This is a genomic window from Candidatus Accumulibacter sp. ACC003 (assembly GCF_907163085.1).
Classification (GTDB): Bacteria; Pseudomonadota; Gammaproteobacteria; order Burkholderiales; family Rhodocyclaceae; genus Accumulibacter.
The window spans coordinates 73137-90041 of the sequence record NZ_CAJQTX010000006.1 but is presented as its reverse complement, the minus strand read 5'-3'; the positions used below and the strand labels follow the sequence as shown (position 1 = coordinate 90041).

At 63.2% G+C, this 16905-nt stretch carries 13 protein-coding genes; 9 read left to right on the top strand and 4 right to left on the bottom strand.

Going from position 1 to position 16905, the window contains the following annotated elements; genetic code table 11:
- Positions 1–268: 268 nt before the first annotated feature.
- Genes QZ656_RS13615 through QZ656_RS13600 form a run of 4 tightly spaced genes read right to left on the bottom strand, consistent with a single transcriptional unit; the run spans position 269 to position 4985 of the window.
- On the bottom strand, positions 269–1288 hold the full coding sequence (locus tag QZ656_RS13615) for a hypothetical protein (protein WP_291993921.1): 1020 nt from the start codon (positions 1286–1288) through the stop codon (positions 269–271).
- A 15-nt stretch (positions 1289–1303) separates the two neighbouring features.
- A complete protein-coding gene (locus QZ656_RS13610; protein WP_291993920.1) occupies positions 1304–2233 on the bottom strand; it encodes a branched-chain amino acid ABC transporter permease in 930 nt (309 codons plus the stop codon).
- A gap of 11 nt (positions 2234–2244) precedes the next feature.
- Positions 2245–3027 carry an ABC transporter ATP-binding protein gene (locus tag QZ656_RS13605; protein WP_291993919.1) on the bottom strand — a complete coding sequence of 261 codons (783 nt, stop codon included), beginning with the start codon at positions 3025–3027 and terminating at the stop codon, positions 2245–2247.
- Positions 3024–4985, bottom strand: a complete 1962-nt coding sequence (locus QZ656_RS13600) for an AMP-binding protein (RefSeq protein WP_291993918.1) — start codon at positions 4983–4985, stop codon at positions 3024–3026. The genes QZ656_RS13605 and QZ656_RS13600 overlap by 4 nt, the downstream gene beginning before the upstream one ends.
- A gap of 242 nt (positions 4986–5227) precedes the next feature.
- Between QZ656_RS13600 and QZ656_RS13595 the strand changes: the two genes are divergently transcribed.
- From QZ656_RS13595 to QZ656_RS13555, 9 genes are all read left to right on the top strand, one after another.
- The gene (locus tag QZ656_RS13595; protein ID WP_291993917.1) at positions 5228–5902 is read left to right on the top strand and encodes a Crp/Fnr family transcriptional regulator; all 675 of its coding nucleotides are present in this window, start codon (positions 5228–5230) and stop codon (positions 5900–5902) included.
- A gap of 189 nt (positions 5903–6091) precedes the next feature.
- Entirely contained in the window at positions 6092–6412 is a 321-nt protein-coding gene (locus QZ656_RS13590) for a DUF485 domain-containing protein (protein WP_291993916.1), read from the top strand.
- The gene (locus QZ656_RS13585) at positions 6409–8073 is read left to right on the top strand and encodes a cation acetate symporter (protein ID WP_291993915.1); all 1665 of its coding nucleotides are present in this window, start codon (positions 6409–6411) and stop codon (positions 8071–8073) included. Before QZ656_RS13590 ends, QZ656_RS13585 begins: the two co-directional genes overlap by 4 nt.
- Before the next feature lie 414 nt (positions 8074–8487).
- A complete protein-coding gene (locus QZ656_RS13580; RefSeq protein ID WP_291993914.1) occupies positions 8488–9861 on the top strand; it encodes a carbonic anhydrase family protein in 1374 nt (457 codons plus the stop codon).
- A gap of 109 nt (positions 9862–9970) precedes the next feature.
- Positions 9971–11212, top strand: a complete 1242-nt coding sequence (locus tag QZ656_RS13575; protein WP_291994211.1) for a DUF533 domain-containing protein — start codon at positions 9971–9973, stop codon at positions 11210–11212.
- A 46-nt stretch (positions 11213–11258) separates the two neighbouring features.
- Complete coding sequence (locus QZ656_RS13570; protein WP_291993913.1) at positions 11259–12821, top strand: protein adenylyltransferase SelO; 1563 nt, start codon at positions 11259–11261, stop codon at positions 12819–12821.
- A gap of 72 nt (positions 12822–12893) precedes the next feature.
- Positions 12894–13148, top strand: a complete 255-nt coding sequence (locus tag QZ656_RS13565; RefSeq protein WP_291993912.1) for a TIGR02647 family protein — start codon at positions 12894–12896, stop codon at positions 13146–13148.
- Positions 13149–13679: 531 nt separating this feature from the next.
- A complete protein-coding gene (locus tag QZ656_RS13560; RefSeq protein ID WP_291993911.1) occupies positions 13680–15923 on the top strand; it encodes a patatin-like phospholipase family protein in 2244 nt (747 codons plus the stop codon).
- 134 nt (positions 15924–16057) lie between these two features.
- Positions 16058–16879, top strand: coding sequence for a neuromedin U (locus QZ656_RS13555; RefSeq protein WP_291993910.1), 822 nt, complete (start codon positions 16058–16060; stop codon positions 16877–16879).
- The last annotated feature ends 26 nt before the right edge of the window (positions 16880–16905 follow it).

Sequence of the window (16905 nt, the reverse complement as noted above, 5' to 3'; positions counted from 1 at the left end):
GGCCTGAACGCCCTGCGGGACCGCCCCGACCGCGGTTGGGCCCGCGACGACGACGACTGCCCGCCCTGACGCCGCCTGTTTTATAATGCGAAGGCTTGGCTTAAGTCTTAATTTGGTCCCCCCCCTCCTCCTATTTGAAAAATGGAACCTGGCTTGGCTGCGAACCTGCCCGAAAAACTCCCTTGACCGGGTGCCGCGGACACGCCCACCGCCACGGCCTCCGAATGCGGAAAACCGCCAGAAGCCCCCTGTCCTTTTTCCTTTGGTTTTACTTGCCGTGTGACCCCCAGACGAGCGATGCCCCCGTGGGGGCGTTCCCCTTTTGAATCAGAAAAATAACATCGGAGCCCCCGCCCAAGACGATCATTTTTTTTTCTGCGTGTTGACACGCCGGCCGTGTTTCCGAGAAAGTTCCGACCGCCAATTTCTGCCGCCAGCTTCCGGTGCATAGACGATTTCCGCCCGGAATCCTGCAAGGACCGAACCTATTGAAATCTGCCCCCGAAGAAAACTTGCCCATGAAAAATCGAAACCTATGCCCCGCCGATGAATGACGCCATGAACCACAACTGGAAAAAAAACGCGAATTCGCCCGAAAAAGCCGCCCGGCTCCCCGAAACGAGAATAAATGGCGGAAATCCCCACAGCGGGGCGGCCGGGCAGTATGGCCCGTACGCAAAACACTAATCTTGACGGCCCAAAAAACGCCGACCCAGCTTGGCCAAAAACTCAGGCAGAACAGGTACTTGCTCAACGGGTTGTTGATCTGCCAACCCATCACCTGCAAGTTCGAGACCGAAACCGAGCCCGACAGCGAGTCGTCCGTAAACCAGGTAATCCGCAGAAAAACCCAGTCGGTGAAAAACTGCGCGGCGAGCGTCGCGACGGCCAGGTAAAGACCACGCACGCGCAAGCTCGGGATGCCGAAAAAAATCCCGACGACGGCGGCAGTCAGGCCACCGAGCAGCAGCGACACGAGCAGCGGCATGCCCTCGATACGAACGTTGAAGTTGTACGCGGCGTACGCGCCGACGGCCATGAAAGCCCCGGCACCGAGCGTGATCTGGCCGCAGTAGCCGACCAGGATATTGACTCCCAGGGCAGCCAGCGAAAGGATCAGGAAGGGAATGAGAATGGCCCGGAACATGTACTCGTCGACCAGCAGGGGAACGGCGACGAAAGCAAACAGCAGCAGCCCGATGATCGCCCAGCGGTCCTGCGCAATCGGGAAAATCTGCTGATCGGCCGCGTAGGACGTCTTGAACTGACCGTTTTCTCTATAGAGCACTTGCCTTCTCCCCGGTTAAACGCGGTCGATGATCTTCTCGCCGAACAGACCCTGCGGCCTGAACAGCAAGACCACCAGAGCCAGCTGGTAGGCAAACCAGATCTCGATACCGCCGCCGACCAGCGGTCCAAGATAGACCTCCGAGACCTTTTCGCCGACGCCGATGATCAGCCCGCCGACGATCGCACCGGGAACCGACGTCAGGCCACCGAGGATGACCACCGGCAGCGCGCGCATGGCCACCGTCGTCAGCGAAAACTGCACGCCGAGCTTCGAGCCCCAGATGACGCCGGCGACCAGGGCCACGACGCCGGCCACACACCAGACGATCACCCAGATGCGATTGAGCGGGATACCGATCGATTGCGCCGCCTGATGGTCGTCGGCAACTGCCCGCAACGCCCGCCCGGTGGTCGTCTTCTGGAAAAAAAGCGTCAACAGCCCGACCAGCACGGTGGCGATCAGCGCCGCGATGAAGTCCTCCTTGTTGATCAGCAAGCCGCCTTCGAAGATCGAATCGAGGATGAACACCGGGTCCTTGGGCATCCCGACGTCGATCTTGTAGATGTCGTTTCCGAAGAGACTCGAGCCAACACCTTCCAGGACGTAGGAGATTCCCAGCGTCGCCATCAGCAGCGTCGCACCGTCCTGATTCACCAGGTGACGCAAGACCAGGCGCTCGACCAACCAGGCGACGACGAACATCAGCGCGCCAGCGACCACGAAGGCCGCGGCGGTCGCCAGGTACGAAGCCTCGACACCGAGCCAGGCCGGGAGCCACTCGGCGAAACGCGCCATCGCCAGCGCCGCGAACAGGACCATCGCCCCCTGCGCAAAGTTGAACACCCCGGAGGCCTTGAAGATCAGCACAAAACCGAGCGCCACCAGTGAGTACAGCATGCCGGCCATCAGGCCACTGATCAACGTTTCCAGGAAGAAACCCATCACTGCACTCCTCAGTGGCTGGCGCCAAGATACGCGCTGATGACTTCGGGATTGGCACGAACCGCGTCGGGGTCGCCGTCGCCAATCTTTTTGCCGTAGTCGAGAACGACGACACGGTCGGAGATATCCATGACCACCGCCATGTCGTGCTCGATCAGAACGATGGTCGTACCGAACTGATCATTGACGTCGAGGATGAAGCGACACATATCCTGCTTCTCTTCGACGTTCATCCCGGCCATCGGCTCGTCGAGCAGCAGGATGCTTGGCTCCATGGCCAGCGCGCGACCGAGGTCGACGCGCTTCTGCAAGCCGTAGGGCAGACGGCCAACCGGCGTCTTGCGAATGTGCTGGATTTCGAGAAAATCGATGACTTCCTCGACCTTGGCGCGATGCGCGAGCTCTTCGCGGCGTGCCGGTCCCCACCAGAATGCCTGCTGCAGCAGGTTGCTGCGGATCTTCAGGTTGCGGCCGGTCATCAGGTTGTCGATGACGTTCATCCCCTTGAACAGGGCGATGTTCTGAAAGGTGCGCGAGATGCCGGCCTTGGCCGCTTTGTAGGGATTCATCTTGCTGAAGTGCTGCCCACGCAGGATGATCTCTCCTTCCTGCGGCCGATAGACGCCGTTGATAACGTTGAGCATCGAGCTCTTGCCGGCGCCGTTCGGGCCAATGATTGCCCGGATCTCGTGCTCGCGGACGTCGAAGGAAATGTCGGTCAGTGCCTTGACGCCGCCAAACGCCAGGGAAACCTTTTGCAGGTCGAGAATCACCTCGCCGATCTGCCGACTCATGCTGTGGCCCTCCCGGCAACGGCGAAGGTCTTCAGGTCCCGGATCACCAGATCAGCGGCGACCTTGCCTTGCCGTCCGTCCTCGAACTTCACCGCCGTCTCGATGAACTGGCTGTCCTTGCCGCCGTACAGCGCGTCGATCAGTACGCCGTACTTCTCGGCGACGAAACCACGCCGCACCTTGCGCGTTCGCGTCAACTCGTCGTCGTCGGGATCGAGTTCCTTGTGCAGGATCAGGAAGCGATGGATTTGCGAATCGGCCAGCGCGCCTTCCCCCACCAGTTCGGAATTGATCTGCTCGATCGACTCCTGGATCAATCCATAAACCTCCGGCTTGGCCCCCAGATCGGTATAACCCGAATACGCGAGGCCACGCCGTTCGGCCCAGTTGCCGACCGCGCCGATGTCGATATTGATGAACGCGCAGACCATCTCGCGGCGGTCGCCGAAGACCACCGCCTCCTTGATGTAAGGGAAGAACTTGAGCTTGTTCTCGATGTAGTTGGGCGCGAACATCGCACCGTTGGTCAGCTTGCCGACGTCCTTGGCACGATCGATGATCTTGAGATGGCCGTCGCCGTCGAAGATACCGGCGTCGCCGGTCATGAAATAGCCGTCGGCGTTGAGCGCTTCGGCGGTCGCATCGGGCCGCTTGTAATACTCCTTGAGCAGCATCGGGCCGCGCACCAGGATCTCGCCGTTGTCGGCGATCTTCACCTCGACGCCCGGCGCCGGCTTGCCGACGCTGTCGAACTTGATTTGGCCGTCGGGCTGCAGGCAGACGTAGGCACAGGTTTCGGTCTGACCGTAGAGTTGCTTGAGGTTGATACCGATCGAGCGATAGAAACGGAACAGGTCCGGACCGATTGCCGCGCCGGCGGTATAGGCGACGCGCACGCGGCTCATACCCAGTACATTCTTCAGCGGAGCGAAAACAAAGAACCTGCCCAGCGCATAGAGCAAACGATCGGCGGTGGACACCGGCCTGCCGTCGAGGATTTCCGCACCACTGCGCCGCGCGACGCCCATGAAGTAATGAAACATTTTCTGCTTGATGGCGCTGGCGTCCTGCATGCGGATCATCACCTGCGTCAGCAGGTTCTCGAAGACGCGTGGCGGTGCAAAGTAGTACGTCGGGCCGATTTCGCGCAAGTCGTTCATCACCGTCTCGGCCGACTCCGGGCAGTTGATCGTGAAACCGGTGAGCAGCGCCTGCGCAAACGAAAAAAGATGGTCGCCGACCCAGGCCATCGGCAGATAGGAGAGGATGTCTTCGTCCGCGCTCAGCCGGTCGAACTCGGCCCCGCCACGGGCGGCACTGATGAAGGCGTGGTGCGTCAGACACACCCCCTTCGGCCTGCCGGTCGTGCCCGAGGTGTACAGCATGACGCTGACGTCCAAAGAAGCGCCCCTGGCGATCTCGGCCGCCAGCAGATCGGGGTGCTGGCGATGGTGCACCCGCCCCATTTCGAGCAACTCGCGAACGTCATGAATAAAGGGCTGCGTGTAGTGGCGCATGCCGCGTGGATCGCCATAGAAGAGGTGCTTGAGTTGCGGCAACTGCTCCTGCAGTTCGAGCACCTTGTCGACCTGCTCCTGATCTTCGACGAACAGGAAACGGACTTCGGCATCGACCAGGACGAACAGCATCTCGTTGGCCACCGCGTCCTGATAGAGCGGCAAGGGAACGCCACCGAGACACTGCACGGCGGTCATCATCATGTACATGCGAGGCCGATTGTCGCCGACGATGGCGACGTTCTCGCCGCGCCTGAAGCCCATTTCGACGAGACCGCAGGCCATCGCGCAAACCTCGTCGGCAACGTCCTGCCAGGTCCAGCACTGCCAGATGCCAAGGTCTTTCTCGCGCATCGCCGGCTTGTCGCCACGCACGCGAGCATGATTGACCAGCAAGCGCGGAAAGGTATCCAACGCTGGCGACGACGTCGTTTCCGGCATCTTGTCTCCTCCGGTGCATTGACCGCCGCTATGGGCTGACGGCACGCTCCTATCTTTTATTTTGCTTCGCGATTCTAGTCCGTTTTTGCTGATCGGTGCGACGCCGCAAGCATTCACCGCGGCACCAGCGCTGGCGGCTACTCACTGCCGAACGGACTTGCGCCGAAGTCTAAGCATCGCCAGCGATGACAATTGTCATCCATGCGACAATTTCGCTTATTTTCCGGGGAGCTGGCGCAGCGATGCACGAAGTCGAAGAGATGCTGCAAGCGTCTTGCTGGGCACGGCAACTGTCGGCCGACGAACGCGCCAGCGTGACCAGCGACATCGTCGTGCGCACCGTCCCGGCGGGCGGCTACGTGTGCATGAAGGGCGAGGCGGTCGAGCACTGGCTGGGGGTCGTCGACGGGCTGGTCAAGATGGCCAGCAACTGGAGTACCGGCAAGACCACCAGCTTCCTGGGCCTGGCCAGCGGCAGCTGGTTCGGCGAAGGCTCGCTGATGAAGGACGAGCCGCGCCGCTACGACGTCATCGCCCTGCGCGAGTCGCGGATCGCCTACATGAAACGCAGCCGCTTCCAGCACCTGCTCGACCACAGCATCCTGTTCAACCGTTTCCTGCTGATCCAGCTCAACGAGCGCCTCAGCCAGTTCATCGGCATCATCGAGCACGAACGCCTGCTCGATACCGACGCCCGCCTGGCGCGCTGCCTGGCGTCGATGTTCAACCCCCTGCTCTCCCCCGGCAGCAGCCTGCAACTGCGCATCTCGCAGGAAGAAATCGGCTTGCTCGCCGGCATCTCGCGCCAGCGCGTCAACCAGGCGCTGCAAAAACTCGAACACGCCGGACTTCTGCGCGCCGACTACGGCACGCTGACCATCGTCGACCTCGACCGGCTGCGCAATTTCGGCGCCTAGGGCCACGCACGCGGCCGGCGGCGGCGAAAATGAGCGGCCGCGCAGGAAAAAACACGCAAAAAAGTCATGGGATTGAACACCCCTGCGATCTGGGTTAGTATTCGGCGCCCCGAGGGGTGGTCTTGTCAACAGTTTTAAAATTGGTCCCAGAACTTTTTTTTGCAAGACAAAACAGGAGGATAGACAATTATGAGTAGCGTAATTTACGAGCGACTTCGGCGTAATCCGAAGTTCGATGAACTGGTTCAGAAGCGAGGGAGCTTCGCGCGAACCCTGGCAGCGATCGTGCTGATCATTTTCTACGGCTTTTTCATGCTGATCGCTTTCAACCCCAAGATGCTCGGGCAACCGATCGCCGAGGGGTCGATGTGGGCCATCGGCTATACGGCGGAGATGGTGATGTTCGTCTTCTTCTGGCTGCTGACACTGTTGTACGTCCGCCGCGCCAACGGCGAGTTTGACGATCTGACCGCCGAAATCATCAAAGAAGCACAGAAGGAGACCAAATGATCAAGCGACTCACAACGGCGCTCGCCCTGCTGGCGTTCTCGGGCATGGCCGCTGCCGCAGGGCCGGCCCTGCAAGGCGACATTCAGATTCAGCCGACCAACTGGCACGCGATCATCATGTTCATGATCTTCGTGACGATGACCATGGGCATCACCTACTGGGCGGCTGGCCGCACCAAGTCGACGGCCGACTTCTATACCGCCGGCGGCGGCATCACCGGCTTCCAGAACGGCCTGGCGATTGCCGGCGACTACATGTCGGCGGCCACCCTGCTCGGTCTCACGGCGATGACCTTCAGCCGCGGCTACGACGCCTACATCTACATGATGGCGTTCTTCGCCGGCTGGCCGATCATCCTCTTCCTGATGGCCGAGCGGCTGCGCAACCTGGGCCGCTTCACCTTCTCCGACATCACCTCGTATCGCCTCGACCCGTCCGTACGGACGATGGCGGCGCTGTCGTCGCTGGTGGTCGTGGTCTTCTACCTGATCGCGCAGATGGTCGGCGCCGGGCAGTTGATCAAACTGCTCTTCGGCCTCGAGTACAACGTCGCGATCTTCGCCGTCGGCATCCTGATGATGGTCTATGTGACCGTCGGCGGTATGGTGGCGACGACCTGGGTGCAGATCATCAAGGCCTGCCTGCTGCTCTTCGGCGGCACGCTGACGCTGATTCTCGGCTTTTCGCAGTTCGGCTTTTCGCTGACCACGCTGCTCGAAAAAGCGACGGCAGTCCATAAGCTGGGTGCCTCGTTGATGGCGCCGGGCAGCCTGCTCTCGGATCCGGTGACGGCGCTTTCGCTGGGCCTCGGCCTGATGTTCGGTACCGCTGGTCTGCCGCACATCCTGATGCGCTTCTTTACCGTCGGCAACGCCAAGGAAGCCCGCAAGTCGGTGCTCTATGCTTCCGGCTTTGTCGGTTTCTTCTTCAACGTCATCTTCCTGCTCGGCCTGGTGGCGATCCTGCTGGTCGGTCAGAACCCCGAATACTTCGAGGGCGGTGACATCAAGGGCGCGCTGATCGGTGGCGGCAACATGGTCGCCATGCACCTGGCGCATGCCGTCGGCGGCAACATGCTGCTCGGCTTCCTGGCGGCGGTCGCTTTCGCCACCATCCTGGCAGTCGTCTCGGGTCTGGCGCTGGCCGGTGCTTCGGCGATCGCGCACGACATCTACGCACGCGTGATCCGCAAGGGTGAATGCACCGACAAAGAGGAGATCAAGGTTTCGCGGATGGCGACCATCTTCCTCGGCATCGTGGCGATCATCCTCGGTATCGCGTTCGAGAAGATGAACATCGCGTTCATGGTCGGCCTGGCCTTCGGCGTTGCTGCCGCGGCCAACTTCCCGGTGCTGATTCTCTCGATGTACTGGAAAGGCCTGACCACCCGCGGTGCGCTGTGGGGCGGTTACAGCGGCGTCACTTCCGCAGTCCTCTTCGTGGTCTTCTCGAAGTCGGTATGGGTCGACGTCCTGCACAATGCAGCGCCGTTGTTCCCCTACACGCAGCCGGCGCTGTTCGCGATGCCCATCGCCTTCCTCTGCGCCTACGTCTTCTCGGTAACGGACAGCAGTGCCCGTGCGACCAGGGAACGTGAGGCGTTCGAAGACCAGTATGTGCGTGCCCAGACCGGCTTTGGCGCTTCCGGTGCCAGCCACTGAGTAGTCTGCTCGCTTCGACGCAAGCAAAAACCCTGGCGGTGCGACAAGCCCGCCAGGGTTTTTTTTCGCCACGACGATCTTCGCCGCGCCACTGCCAACTCCAGGCGCCGACAGTGTTGGCCCGATGCAAGACGGCTCGGTCGGCAGTTCCGGCAGGCAAGGCGGTGCGAAACCTGGCGCAATCTCGCCTAAAGTTTCCCGCTAATTTCCCGTCAAAGAGAGTGATGCCACGTCCGGACGGTCATGGCCGCGCGCTCGAATTGCCGTGCGCATGCCGACTGGCACGCCGCAATCGTTCGACGGCGAGCGCGCCGGCGCGCTCGCCGTCTCACCCCGACCCTTCTCCCGCCAGGCGCAGAAGGAAGCTTCGCGAGTCGCAGCAGCGACTTCCCCATCAACCACTGGAGCCCCCGCATGCATCCAGACCTCAGGCGCCTTGCCCTATGTCTCATGGCGATCCTGCCGGCAACGGCTGCCGCTGCCTGGCAGCTGATCTCTGCCGAACCGGGCCGGCGCGTCGAAATCGACAAAGCCAGCATCCGGAAGGTAGACCGCGGCAAGACCGAGGCGCACGGACGAATCGTCCTCGACAAGCCGATCGTCGATCCCAGGACATCGTCGTCTTACCGGATCGTCGAGGCCGTCAACCACTACGACTGCGCGTCGCGCAACTACAGCACACTCAAGCGCAGCTACTTCAAGGACGAAGGCGAGTTGCTCCGCGAGGAGGAGGTCAAGGTCCCGATCGAGATGCCGGTGCGCAGCGGCATGCTCGACGACAAGCTGCTGCGTGAAGCCTGCCGCCCGAAAGCGGGCAACGACGCCGCGCTGGCGGCGCGGCAGACCGCCGAAAAGGTCAGCGAGGCCGCTGGCGAGCTGCGCAAGGCCAATGAAGCGCTGGTCCGAAAGGACGTCAAGCGCGCCAACCTGCGAACGCTGGCCGCCGAAAAGAGTGCCGCCGAGGCGACACCGGCGAGCGTCAACGAGCCGCTCGCCAACGCGCACGCGGCGTCGCCACCGACGCTGCTCGCCGCGCGAACGCGCCGCGCCGCCGCCCGATCGTCGGCGCCGAGCAGCGAGCCCGACGAGCTGGCCGCCGCCTACGCGCACGCCAACATCCACTGGTCTTACGAAGGCGAAGGCCGCCCGGAGAACTGGGGCAGGCTGCGAGCCGAGTTTGCGACCTGCGCCAGCGGCGAACGACAATCGCCGATCGACATTCGCGATGGCTTTGGCGTCGACCTCGAAGCGATTCAATTCACCTATCGGCGGTCCGAGTTTCGCGTCATCGACAACGGTCACACCGTGCAGGTCGAGGTCGGCGGCAGCAACCTCAGCCTGCTCGGCAAGACCTACGATCTGATCCAGTTCCATTTCCACCGCCCGTCCGAGGAACGGATCAACGGCCAATCCTTCGACATGGTCATCCATCTGGTACACAAGGCCGAGGACGGCCAGCTGGCGGTAGTCGCCGTGCTGCTCGAGCAGGGCGCAGAGAACCCGATCATTCAGGCCGTGTGGAACAACCTGCCGCTCGAGAAGAACGACTATGTGGCGCCGCCTGGACAGGCCATCGACCTCGCGCAACTGTTGCCCGAGGAGCGCAGCTACTACACCTACATGGGTTCGCTGACGACACCGCCGTGCACCGAAGACGTGCTGTGGCTGGTGCTCAAGAAACCGCAGCAAATCTCGCTCGAGCAACTGAAGATCTTCGCGCGGCTGTACCCGCACAACGCCCGCCCGGTGCAGCCCAGGTTTTCCCGAATGATCAAGGAATCGCGCTGAACGCTGCGCCGGCAGCGGCTCGTCGGCGCCGTGCCCGACACCCCGGCAAGCCATACCAGCCGGACGCCCGCCCTTTCCGGGGAAATTTGATTTGCAGCAAGTTTTTTGTGTGGCGCTGAAATACGCCGGCGCAGCAAATTGCCGCAGCGCTGCGGCGACCTTGAGCACGCCAACTTTCCACAGGCGTTTCATACTCGCTTCGCGCTCGCCAGCGATCCGCGCAATTCGCCGTGGCGACCAGATTTCCCCGTATCGGCAAGGCCTCGTCGGCACACGACCGCTGGAATGCCTTGATTGCGACGCGGAAGCTGCCGATACTCGCGGTGGTCAAGCGCATTTTCACCGGAGACCACGCCCCATGAACGAGCACGAACAGCAAGCCATCCTGACCATCAGCCTGATGGCGGCCTTCGCCGACGGCAGCAAGGACGACTCCGAGCGTGCCGAGATCAAGCGCATCGCCGACGCGCTGGCTGGCGAGGGCTCGATCAATATCGCCAAGCTCTATCAGGACGTGTTGCTCAAGCGCGTCTCGCTGGCGACTGCGACGGCGGCGCTGACGACACCCGAGGCGCGCCAGCTGGCGTTTGAAATGGCGGTCTGCGTGTGCGATGCCGATGGCCTTCAATCGCCTGCCGAAAAGCTCTTCCTCGGCGACCTGCGCGAAGCCCTGATGCTCGACGCGCAGCAGGCGGCGGAGTATAGCCGGCAAGCCGAAGCGATCGCCGCGCTGCCGGTAGAAAGCGGCGAAGTGGCGGCGACGGACGGCGACCGCCGCACGGCGAAGCCGCCGACGGCGCCGGCAACGAGCGTTGGCACGCTGGCGTCGACGATGAGCGCCGCCGCGATCGACCAGGCCATCCTCAACGCCGCGATCGTCAACGGTGCCCTGGAACTGCTGCCGGAATCGCTATCGACGATGGCCATCATCCCGCTGCAGATGAAGCTCGTCTATCGCCTCGGCAAGTCCTACGGATTCGAACTCGATCGTGGGCACATCAAGGACTTTCTGGCCACCGTCGGCGTCGGGCTGACTTCGCAATACCTCGAACAGGCCGGGCGCAAGCTCCTTGGTGGCCTGCTCGGCAAGCTCGGCGGCGGCTTGCTGCGCGGGCTGGGCAAGCAGGCGCTCAGCTCGGGGATGAGCTTCGCCAGCACCTATGCCCTCGGTCACGTCGCCAGGCACTACTACGCCGGCGGCCGCAGCCTGTCGACGCAGAGGTTACGCGAAGCCTTCGACAGCATGCTCGGCGAGGCCAGGGGACTGCACAGCCGCTATCTGCCGGAAATGCAGGCCAAAGCCAGCTCGCTCGATCGTGGCCAGATCATCGAACTGGTCAGCAACGCTTGATCGCTCGCCGCGCACTTCGCCAACACCTGCGGGCCGTCGACAGCCGATGCTGAATTTCGATAACCGCTTCGTCCGCGAGCTGCCGGGGGACCCCGACCGGCACAACACGCCACGGCAGGTCTTTGGCGCGTGTTGGTCGCCGGTGACACCGACGCCGGTCGCTGCACCGGTGCTGCTCGCGCATTCGCGCGAGGTGGCCGCCGCCCTCGATCTTGACGACGAGGCGATGGCCACGCCGGCCATGCTCGCTGCGCTGGCCGGCAATACGCTGTTGCCCGGAATGGTCGCCTACGCCACCTGCTACGGCGGCCATCAGTTCGGCCAGTGGGCCGGCCAACTCGGCGACGGTCGCGCGATTCTGCTCGGCGAAGCGATCAACCGTAGCGGCCAACGCTTCGAGCTGCAGCTCAAGGGCGCCGGCCCAACGCCCTACGCGCGCCGCGCCGACGGGCGCGCGGTCTTGCGTTCGTCGCTGCGCGAGTTTCTGTGCAGCGAGGCGATGCATCACCTGGGAGTGCCAACGACGCGCGCGCTGAGTCTCGTCGGCAGCGGCGAAACCGTCGTCCGTGACATGTTCTACGACGGCCATTCAGTCGCCGAACCGGGCGCCGTGGTCTGCCGGGTGGCGCCTTCGTTCATCCGCTTCGGGCACTTCGAGCTGCTCGCCGCGCGTGGCGAACGCCAACTTCTGCAGCGCCTGGTCGACTTCACCATCGCCCGCGACTTCCCCGAGTTGGCCGGCCTGGCGCGCCAGCCCGAGCAGCGTCTGGCGACGTGGTTCACCGAGGTCTGCGAGCGCACCGCCCGCCTGATGGCGCACTGGCTGCGCGTCGGCTTCGTGCACGGCGTAATGAATACCGACAACATGTCGATTCTCGGACTGACCCTCGACTACGGTCCCTACGGCTGGGTAGACAACTTCGACCCCGGCTGGACGCCCAACACCACCGACGCGGCGAGCCAACGCTACTGCTTTGCCCGGCAGCCGGAGATCGCCCGCTGGAATCTCGAACGGCTGGCAGCGGCGCTGGCCACGCTGGGGACCAGCGCGGACGACCTGGCGGCAGCTATCGCGCGTTACGACGTGGTCTACTCCGAGGAATTCTGCACGGCATTTGCCGGCAAGCTCGGCCTTCTCGGCTGGACGCCCGACGATGGCGACTTGCTCGACGAGCTCTGCAAACTGATGCGACTGGCCGAGATCGACATGAGCATCTTCTTCCGCCAACTCGCGCAGCTGGACATCAACGATCCGCAGCCGCGAGTCTTGCAGCAGGCTTTCTACCGTGACGAACTGCGGCAGCAATTTTCGGCCGACCTCGAGCGCTGGCTGGCGCGCTACGCCGCGCGCCTGCGCCTCGACGGGCAAACCGCCGAGCAACGCAGGCTAGCCATGAACCAGCGCAACCCGCGCTTCGTGCTGCGCAACTACCTGGCGCAACAGGCCATCGACCGCGCCGAACAAGGCGACACCGGGATGCTTCATGACTTGCTCGAGATCTTGCGCCGACCCTATGACGAGCAGCCCGGACGCGCGGCTTTCAGCGCCAGGCGACCCGATTGGGCGCGCCACAAGGCCGGCTGCTCGATGCTCTCGTGCAGTTCCTGACGGTGGCGGCTGCCGCTCGCGTTAGAATGCAGACCTGCCGCTCAACAGCGCTTTCACCCACGAGGACTTGCCATGCCCTATACGCCCGATCTGGTCAATGAACTCAACACCCTGGTCCGCTTCGATCTGGCAACTACGCAACTGGGCATCAAAATTCACAAGATCGCCGATCCAGAAATCATCGCCGCGACGCTGCGACTGCACGCCAAGGGACTGGTCACACAAACCGATGGAGGCTATCTGACCAGCCTCGGGCGTGACGCCGCAGAACACGCGCACGCCGCCCTGACCATTCTCACCTCGCTCCCGGTCAGCACGCAGGAATAGCAAGCGCGCCGGCAGAGCATGCTGGCGACCTGCCGCAGTGCCGCGATGGCACGGTTGCGCGCAAACGCTTCATGGTGATCGCCGGCACGGGCAGCGGCGCTCGAGCCGCTCAATCGGGCGGCCGGCCGTGTACAATCGTCGCCTTGCTCACGACGCCCTGGCCGATGGCTCGCGCCTGATCGCCCCGGCAACACCCCCTGCGGAGTACGTGCAGAAATGCAATCCACCAGCAACCCGTGGCAATCCTCATGGTCAGCATGCTGGCGACGCTGAGGGCCGCAGGTGCGGCTACGGGCGGACAGCCGAAGGGCACCGGCAAAGGCCTGATCCTCGCTGGCCGAGTCACGTTCAAGCCGCTCTTGCCGACCTATCAGCTGACCGACCGAGGACTACTCTTGCAAGCCAACCGGGGAGACGTAGGTTAGCAACTGAACCGCCAGGCGGACGCCGCGCGGACCGCTTTGTCGCCTGACGACCGGCTTGCCGGCGAGGAAATGATTTCGCTGGCGTCGAGCCGGCAAGGAGAAGGAAGTGAGTGCAGTTCGAAGGGATTGGGCAGCCAGCCGCGCACCCTGGCGCGTTCTGCTGATCGTCGGAGTACTGGTTTCTGCCGGCGCAGCTACCGCCTCGCCGGCCGCGGCGGGCGATCCCGTCCGGCCGCGGGTTGGCCTGGTGCTTGGCGGTGGCGGCGCGCGCGGCGCGGCGCATATCGGCGTCCTCGAAGTACTCGAAAAACTGCGCGTACCCGTCGACTGCGTTGCCGGTACCAGCATGGGAGCGCTGGTAGCTGGCGTATACGCCAGCGGCCTGCCGCCGGCAACGATGCGCAGCAAGCTCGCAGAAGCCGACTGGGACGACCTCTTCCGCGACGACCCACCGTTGACCGAGCAGAACTTTCGCAAGAAGGTCCTGGACAAGCGTTTCCTGCCGGGCTCGGAGACGGGCGTCGGCCGGCAAGGCGTCAAGGGTCAGCCGGGAATCGTCATGGGGCAGAAGATCAAGCTTTTCTTCAACACCCTGGTTCGTGATTATCTCGGTGAGCGTGACATAGCGGCGCTGCCGCTGCCACTGTCGATCGTCGCCACCGACATCGTCGGCGGTGAGAAAGTCGTCTTTCGCCAGGGCAGTCTGTCGCAAGCGATGCGCGCCAGCATGTCGGTTCCCGGCCTGATGGCGCCGGTCGACTTCGACGGCAAGAAACTGGTCGACGGCGGCCTGGTCGACAACGTGCCGATCGGCGAAGCGCGCGAGCGCTGTCAGGCGGACGTGATCATCGCCGTCAACGTCGGCTCGCCGCTGCTCAAGGCCGACGACATCAGCGGCCTGCTCAGCGTTTCGGCACAGATGGTCAACATCCTGACCGAACAGAACGTCACCCGCTCGCTGGCGACGCTCAAGCCAACCGACATCTACATCAAGCCCGATCTCGAAGGGATCACCGCCGGCGACTTCAAGCGCAGTTCGGAAACCGCCGATCGCGGCGTTGCCGCAACCGAAGCGGTCGCTGATCGCCTGCGCGCCCTGTCGGTCAGCGAAAGCGCTTACAGCGCCTGGACGGCACAGATACAGCCGCCGCTGCGCGCCGCGCCGCGGGTTGACGAAGTGCAGATCGCCGGATTGAAGCTGATCAACCCGGCGGTCGTCGAGCGCTACCTGCAGATCAAGCCGGGCGACACCGTCGACCCGGCGAAACTCGACGCCGATCTGATGCGCGCCTATGGCGATGGCTACTACCAGCAAATCGATTACGCGCTCGACAACACGCTGCGCAACCGCGAGATTCTCCGCGTCTTGCCGGTCGAGAAGGGCTGGGGTCCCGACTACCTGCGCTTTGGCATCAACCTGGACAGCAATTTCCGGACCGATTCGACCTACAGTATTCGCGCCGCGTACCAGAAGACCTGGCTCAACAGCCTCGGCGGCGAACTCCTGGCCTATGGCGAATTCGGCTCGCGAAGCGGTGTCGGCGTCGACTTCTATCAGCCGATCGACGCGCGCCAGCGCTACTTCGTCGAGGCCAACCTCAACTATCTGAACCGCTTGACCGGCATTTACGAGAACGACCAGCAGCTCGCCCAGTACTCCGTCGGCCAGACCACGCTGCGACTGGGAGGGGGAGCAAACGTCGGGCTGCTCGGCCAGGCACGTCTCGGCTGGGAGGAAAGCTGGCGGAAGAGCGACCTTGAGACCGGCTCACCGATCCTGCCGCAGCAGTCGAAGACCTTTGGTGGCTGGTTTGCCGCGCTCGATTTCGATCAGACCGACCGCATCTATTTCCCGACCCAGGGCTGGTCGAGCAGCGTCAAGTACTTCGACTCGCCGGCCGAAGGCTTCAGCAAGCTCGACGCCGGCGCCAGCGGCTACGTGCCGATTGGCGACTGGGTTCTCGCCAGCCGCCTGTCGTATCAAGGCTCGCCGGTCGGGCAATTGCCCAGCTACGACCTCGGACAGCTGGGTGGCATGCTCAACATGACGGCCTTTGCCGTCGGACAGTTGAAGGGCGACGACATCAGCTACGGCAGCATTCGTGCCGAGCGGATCATCGGCCGCCTGCCGCTTGGCCTGCGCGGCGACCTGCGTCTGGGAGCGGCGCTCGAAACGGCCAAGGTCCGCCGGCCGTTCACCGAAACCACCCTCAAGGGCTGGATTCCTGGCGCCGCGATCTACCTCGGTGGCGAAACGCCCTTTGGGCCGGTGTACCTGGGTTACGGCTACTCGAACGCCGGCTCGACCGGCGGCTATTCGAACTTTTACCTGTTCCTCGGGACGCCTTGACGGGGGTAAAATTGCCCGTCCGAAGCACTCCCAGGGGCCGCCTTGCTGGCGCGGCCCGCTGCCCGCGCGCGGTATCGAGGGCTTCCGATACGGACCAGATGAACGAAATCAGAAGCCATTCGAGGACTTGAGCAATGAAACGCAGGAATATTCCCAACGCCACCCAGCTACTCGGAGCGCTGTCGCTGCTGGCAGGAATCGCGTCGCCGGCAAACGCCGAAATGAGCGCCGAGGAACTGGCCAAGCTCGCCCAGAACCCGGTCGGCAACCTGATCAGCGTACCGTTCCAGAACAACACCAACTTCAACGTCGGTCCGCGCGACGGTACGCAGAACGTCCTCAACATCCAGCCGGTGATCCCGATCGAGGTCAACAGCGAATGGAATGTCATCACCCGCACGATCGTGCCGGTGGTCTCGCAACCGGCCTTCGTGCCGGGCGGCGACCGGATCAACGGCATCGGCGACATCCAGCTCACCGCCTTCCTGTCGCCGGCCGTGCCGACGGGTGCGATCTGGGGCGCCGGCGCGATTGTCCAGATGCCGACCAACAGCAACAACGCCATCGGTAACGACCGCTGGGGACTCGGCCCTTCCTTGGTGATACTCAAGCTCGAGAAGGGCGACCCCTGGGTATACGGCTTTCTGGCGAACAACATCTGGTCGGTCGGTTCGGGAAGCGACGCCAGCTACAACAACTTCCTGCTGCAGCCCTTCCTCAACTACAACTTCGAAGGCGGCTTCTATCTCACCTCGGCGCCAATCGTCACCGCCGACTGGAAAGCCGACAGCAGCCAGCGCTGGACGGTACCGCTGGGTGGCGGCGTCGGCAAGATCTTCCACTTCGGAAAATTGCCGGTCAACACCCAGCTCAGCGCCTACTACAACGTCGCGCATCCCGATAACGCCGCCAACTGGCAGTTGCGCTTGCAGGTGCAGCTGATGTTCCCAAAATAGTCAGCTTGTCGGCAGCGCCGGCCGGC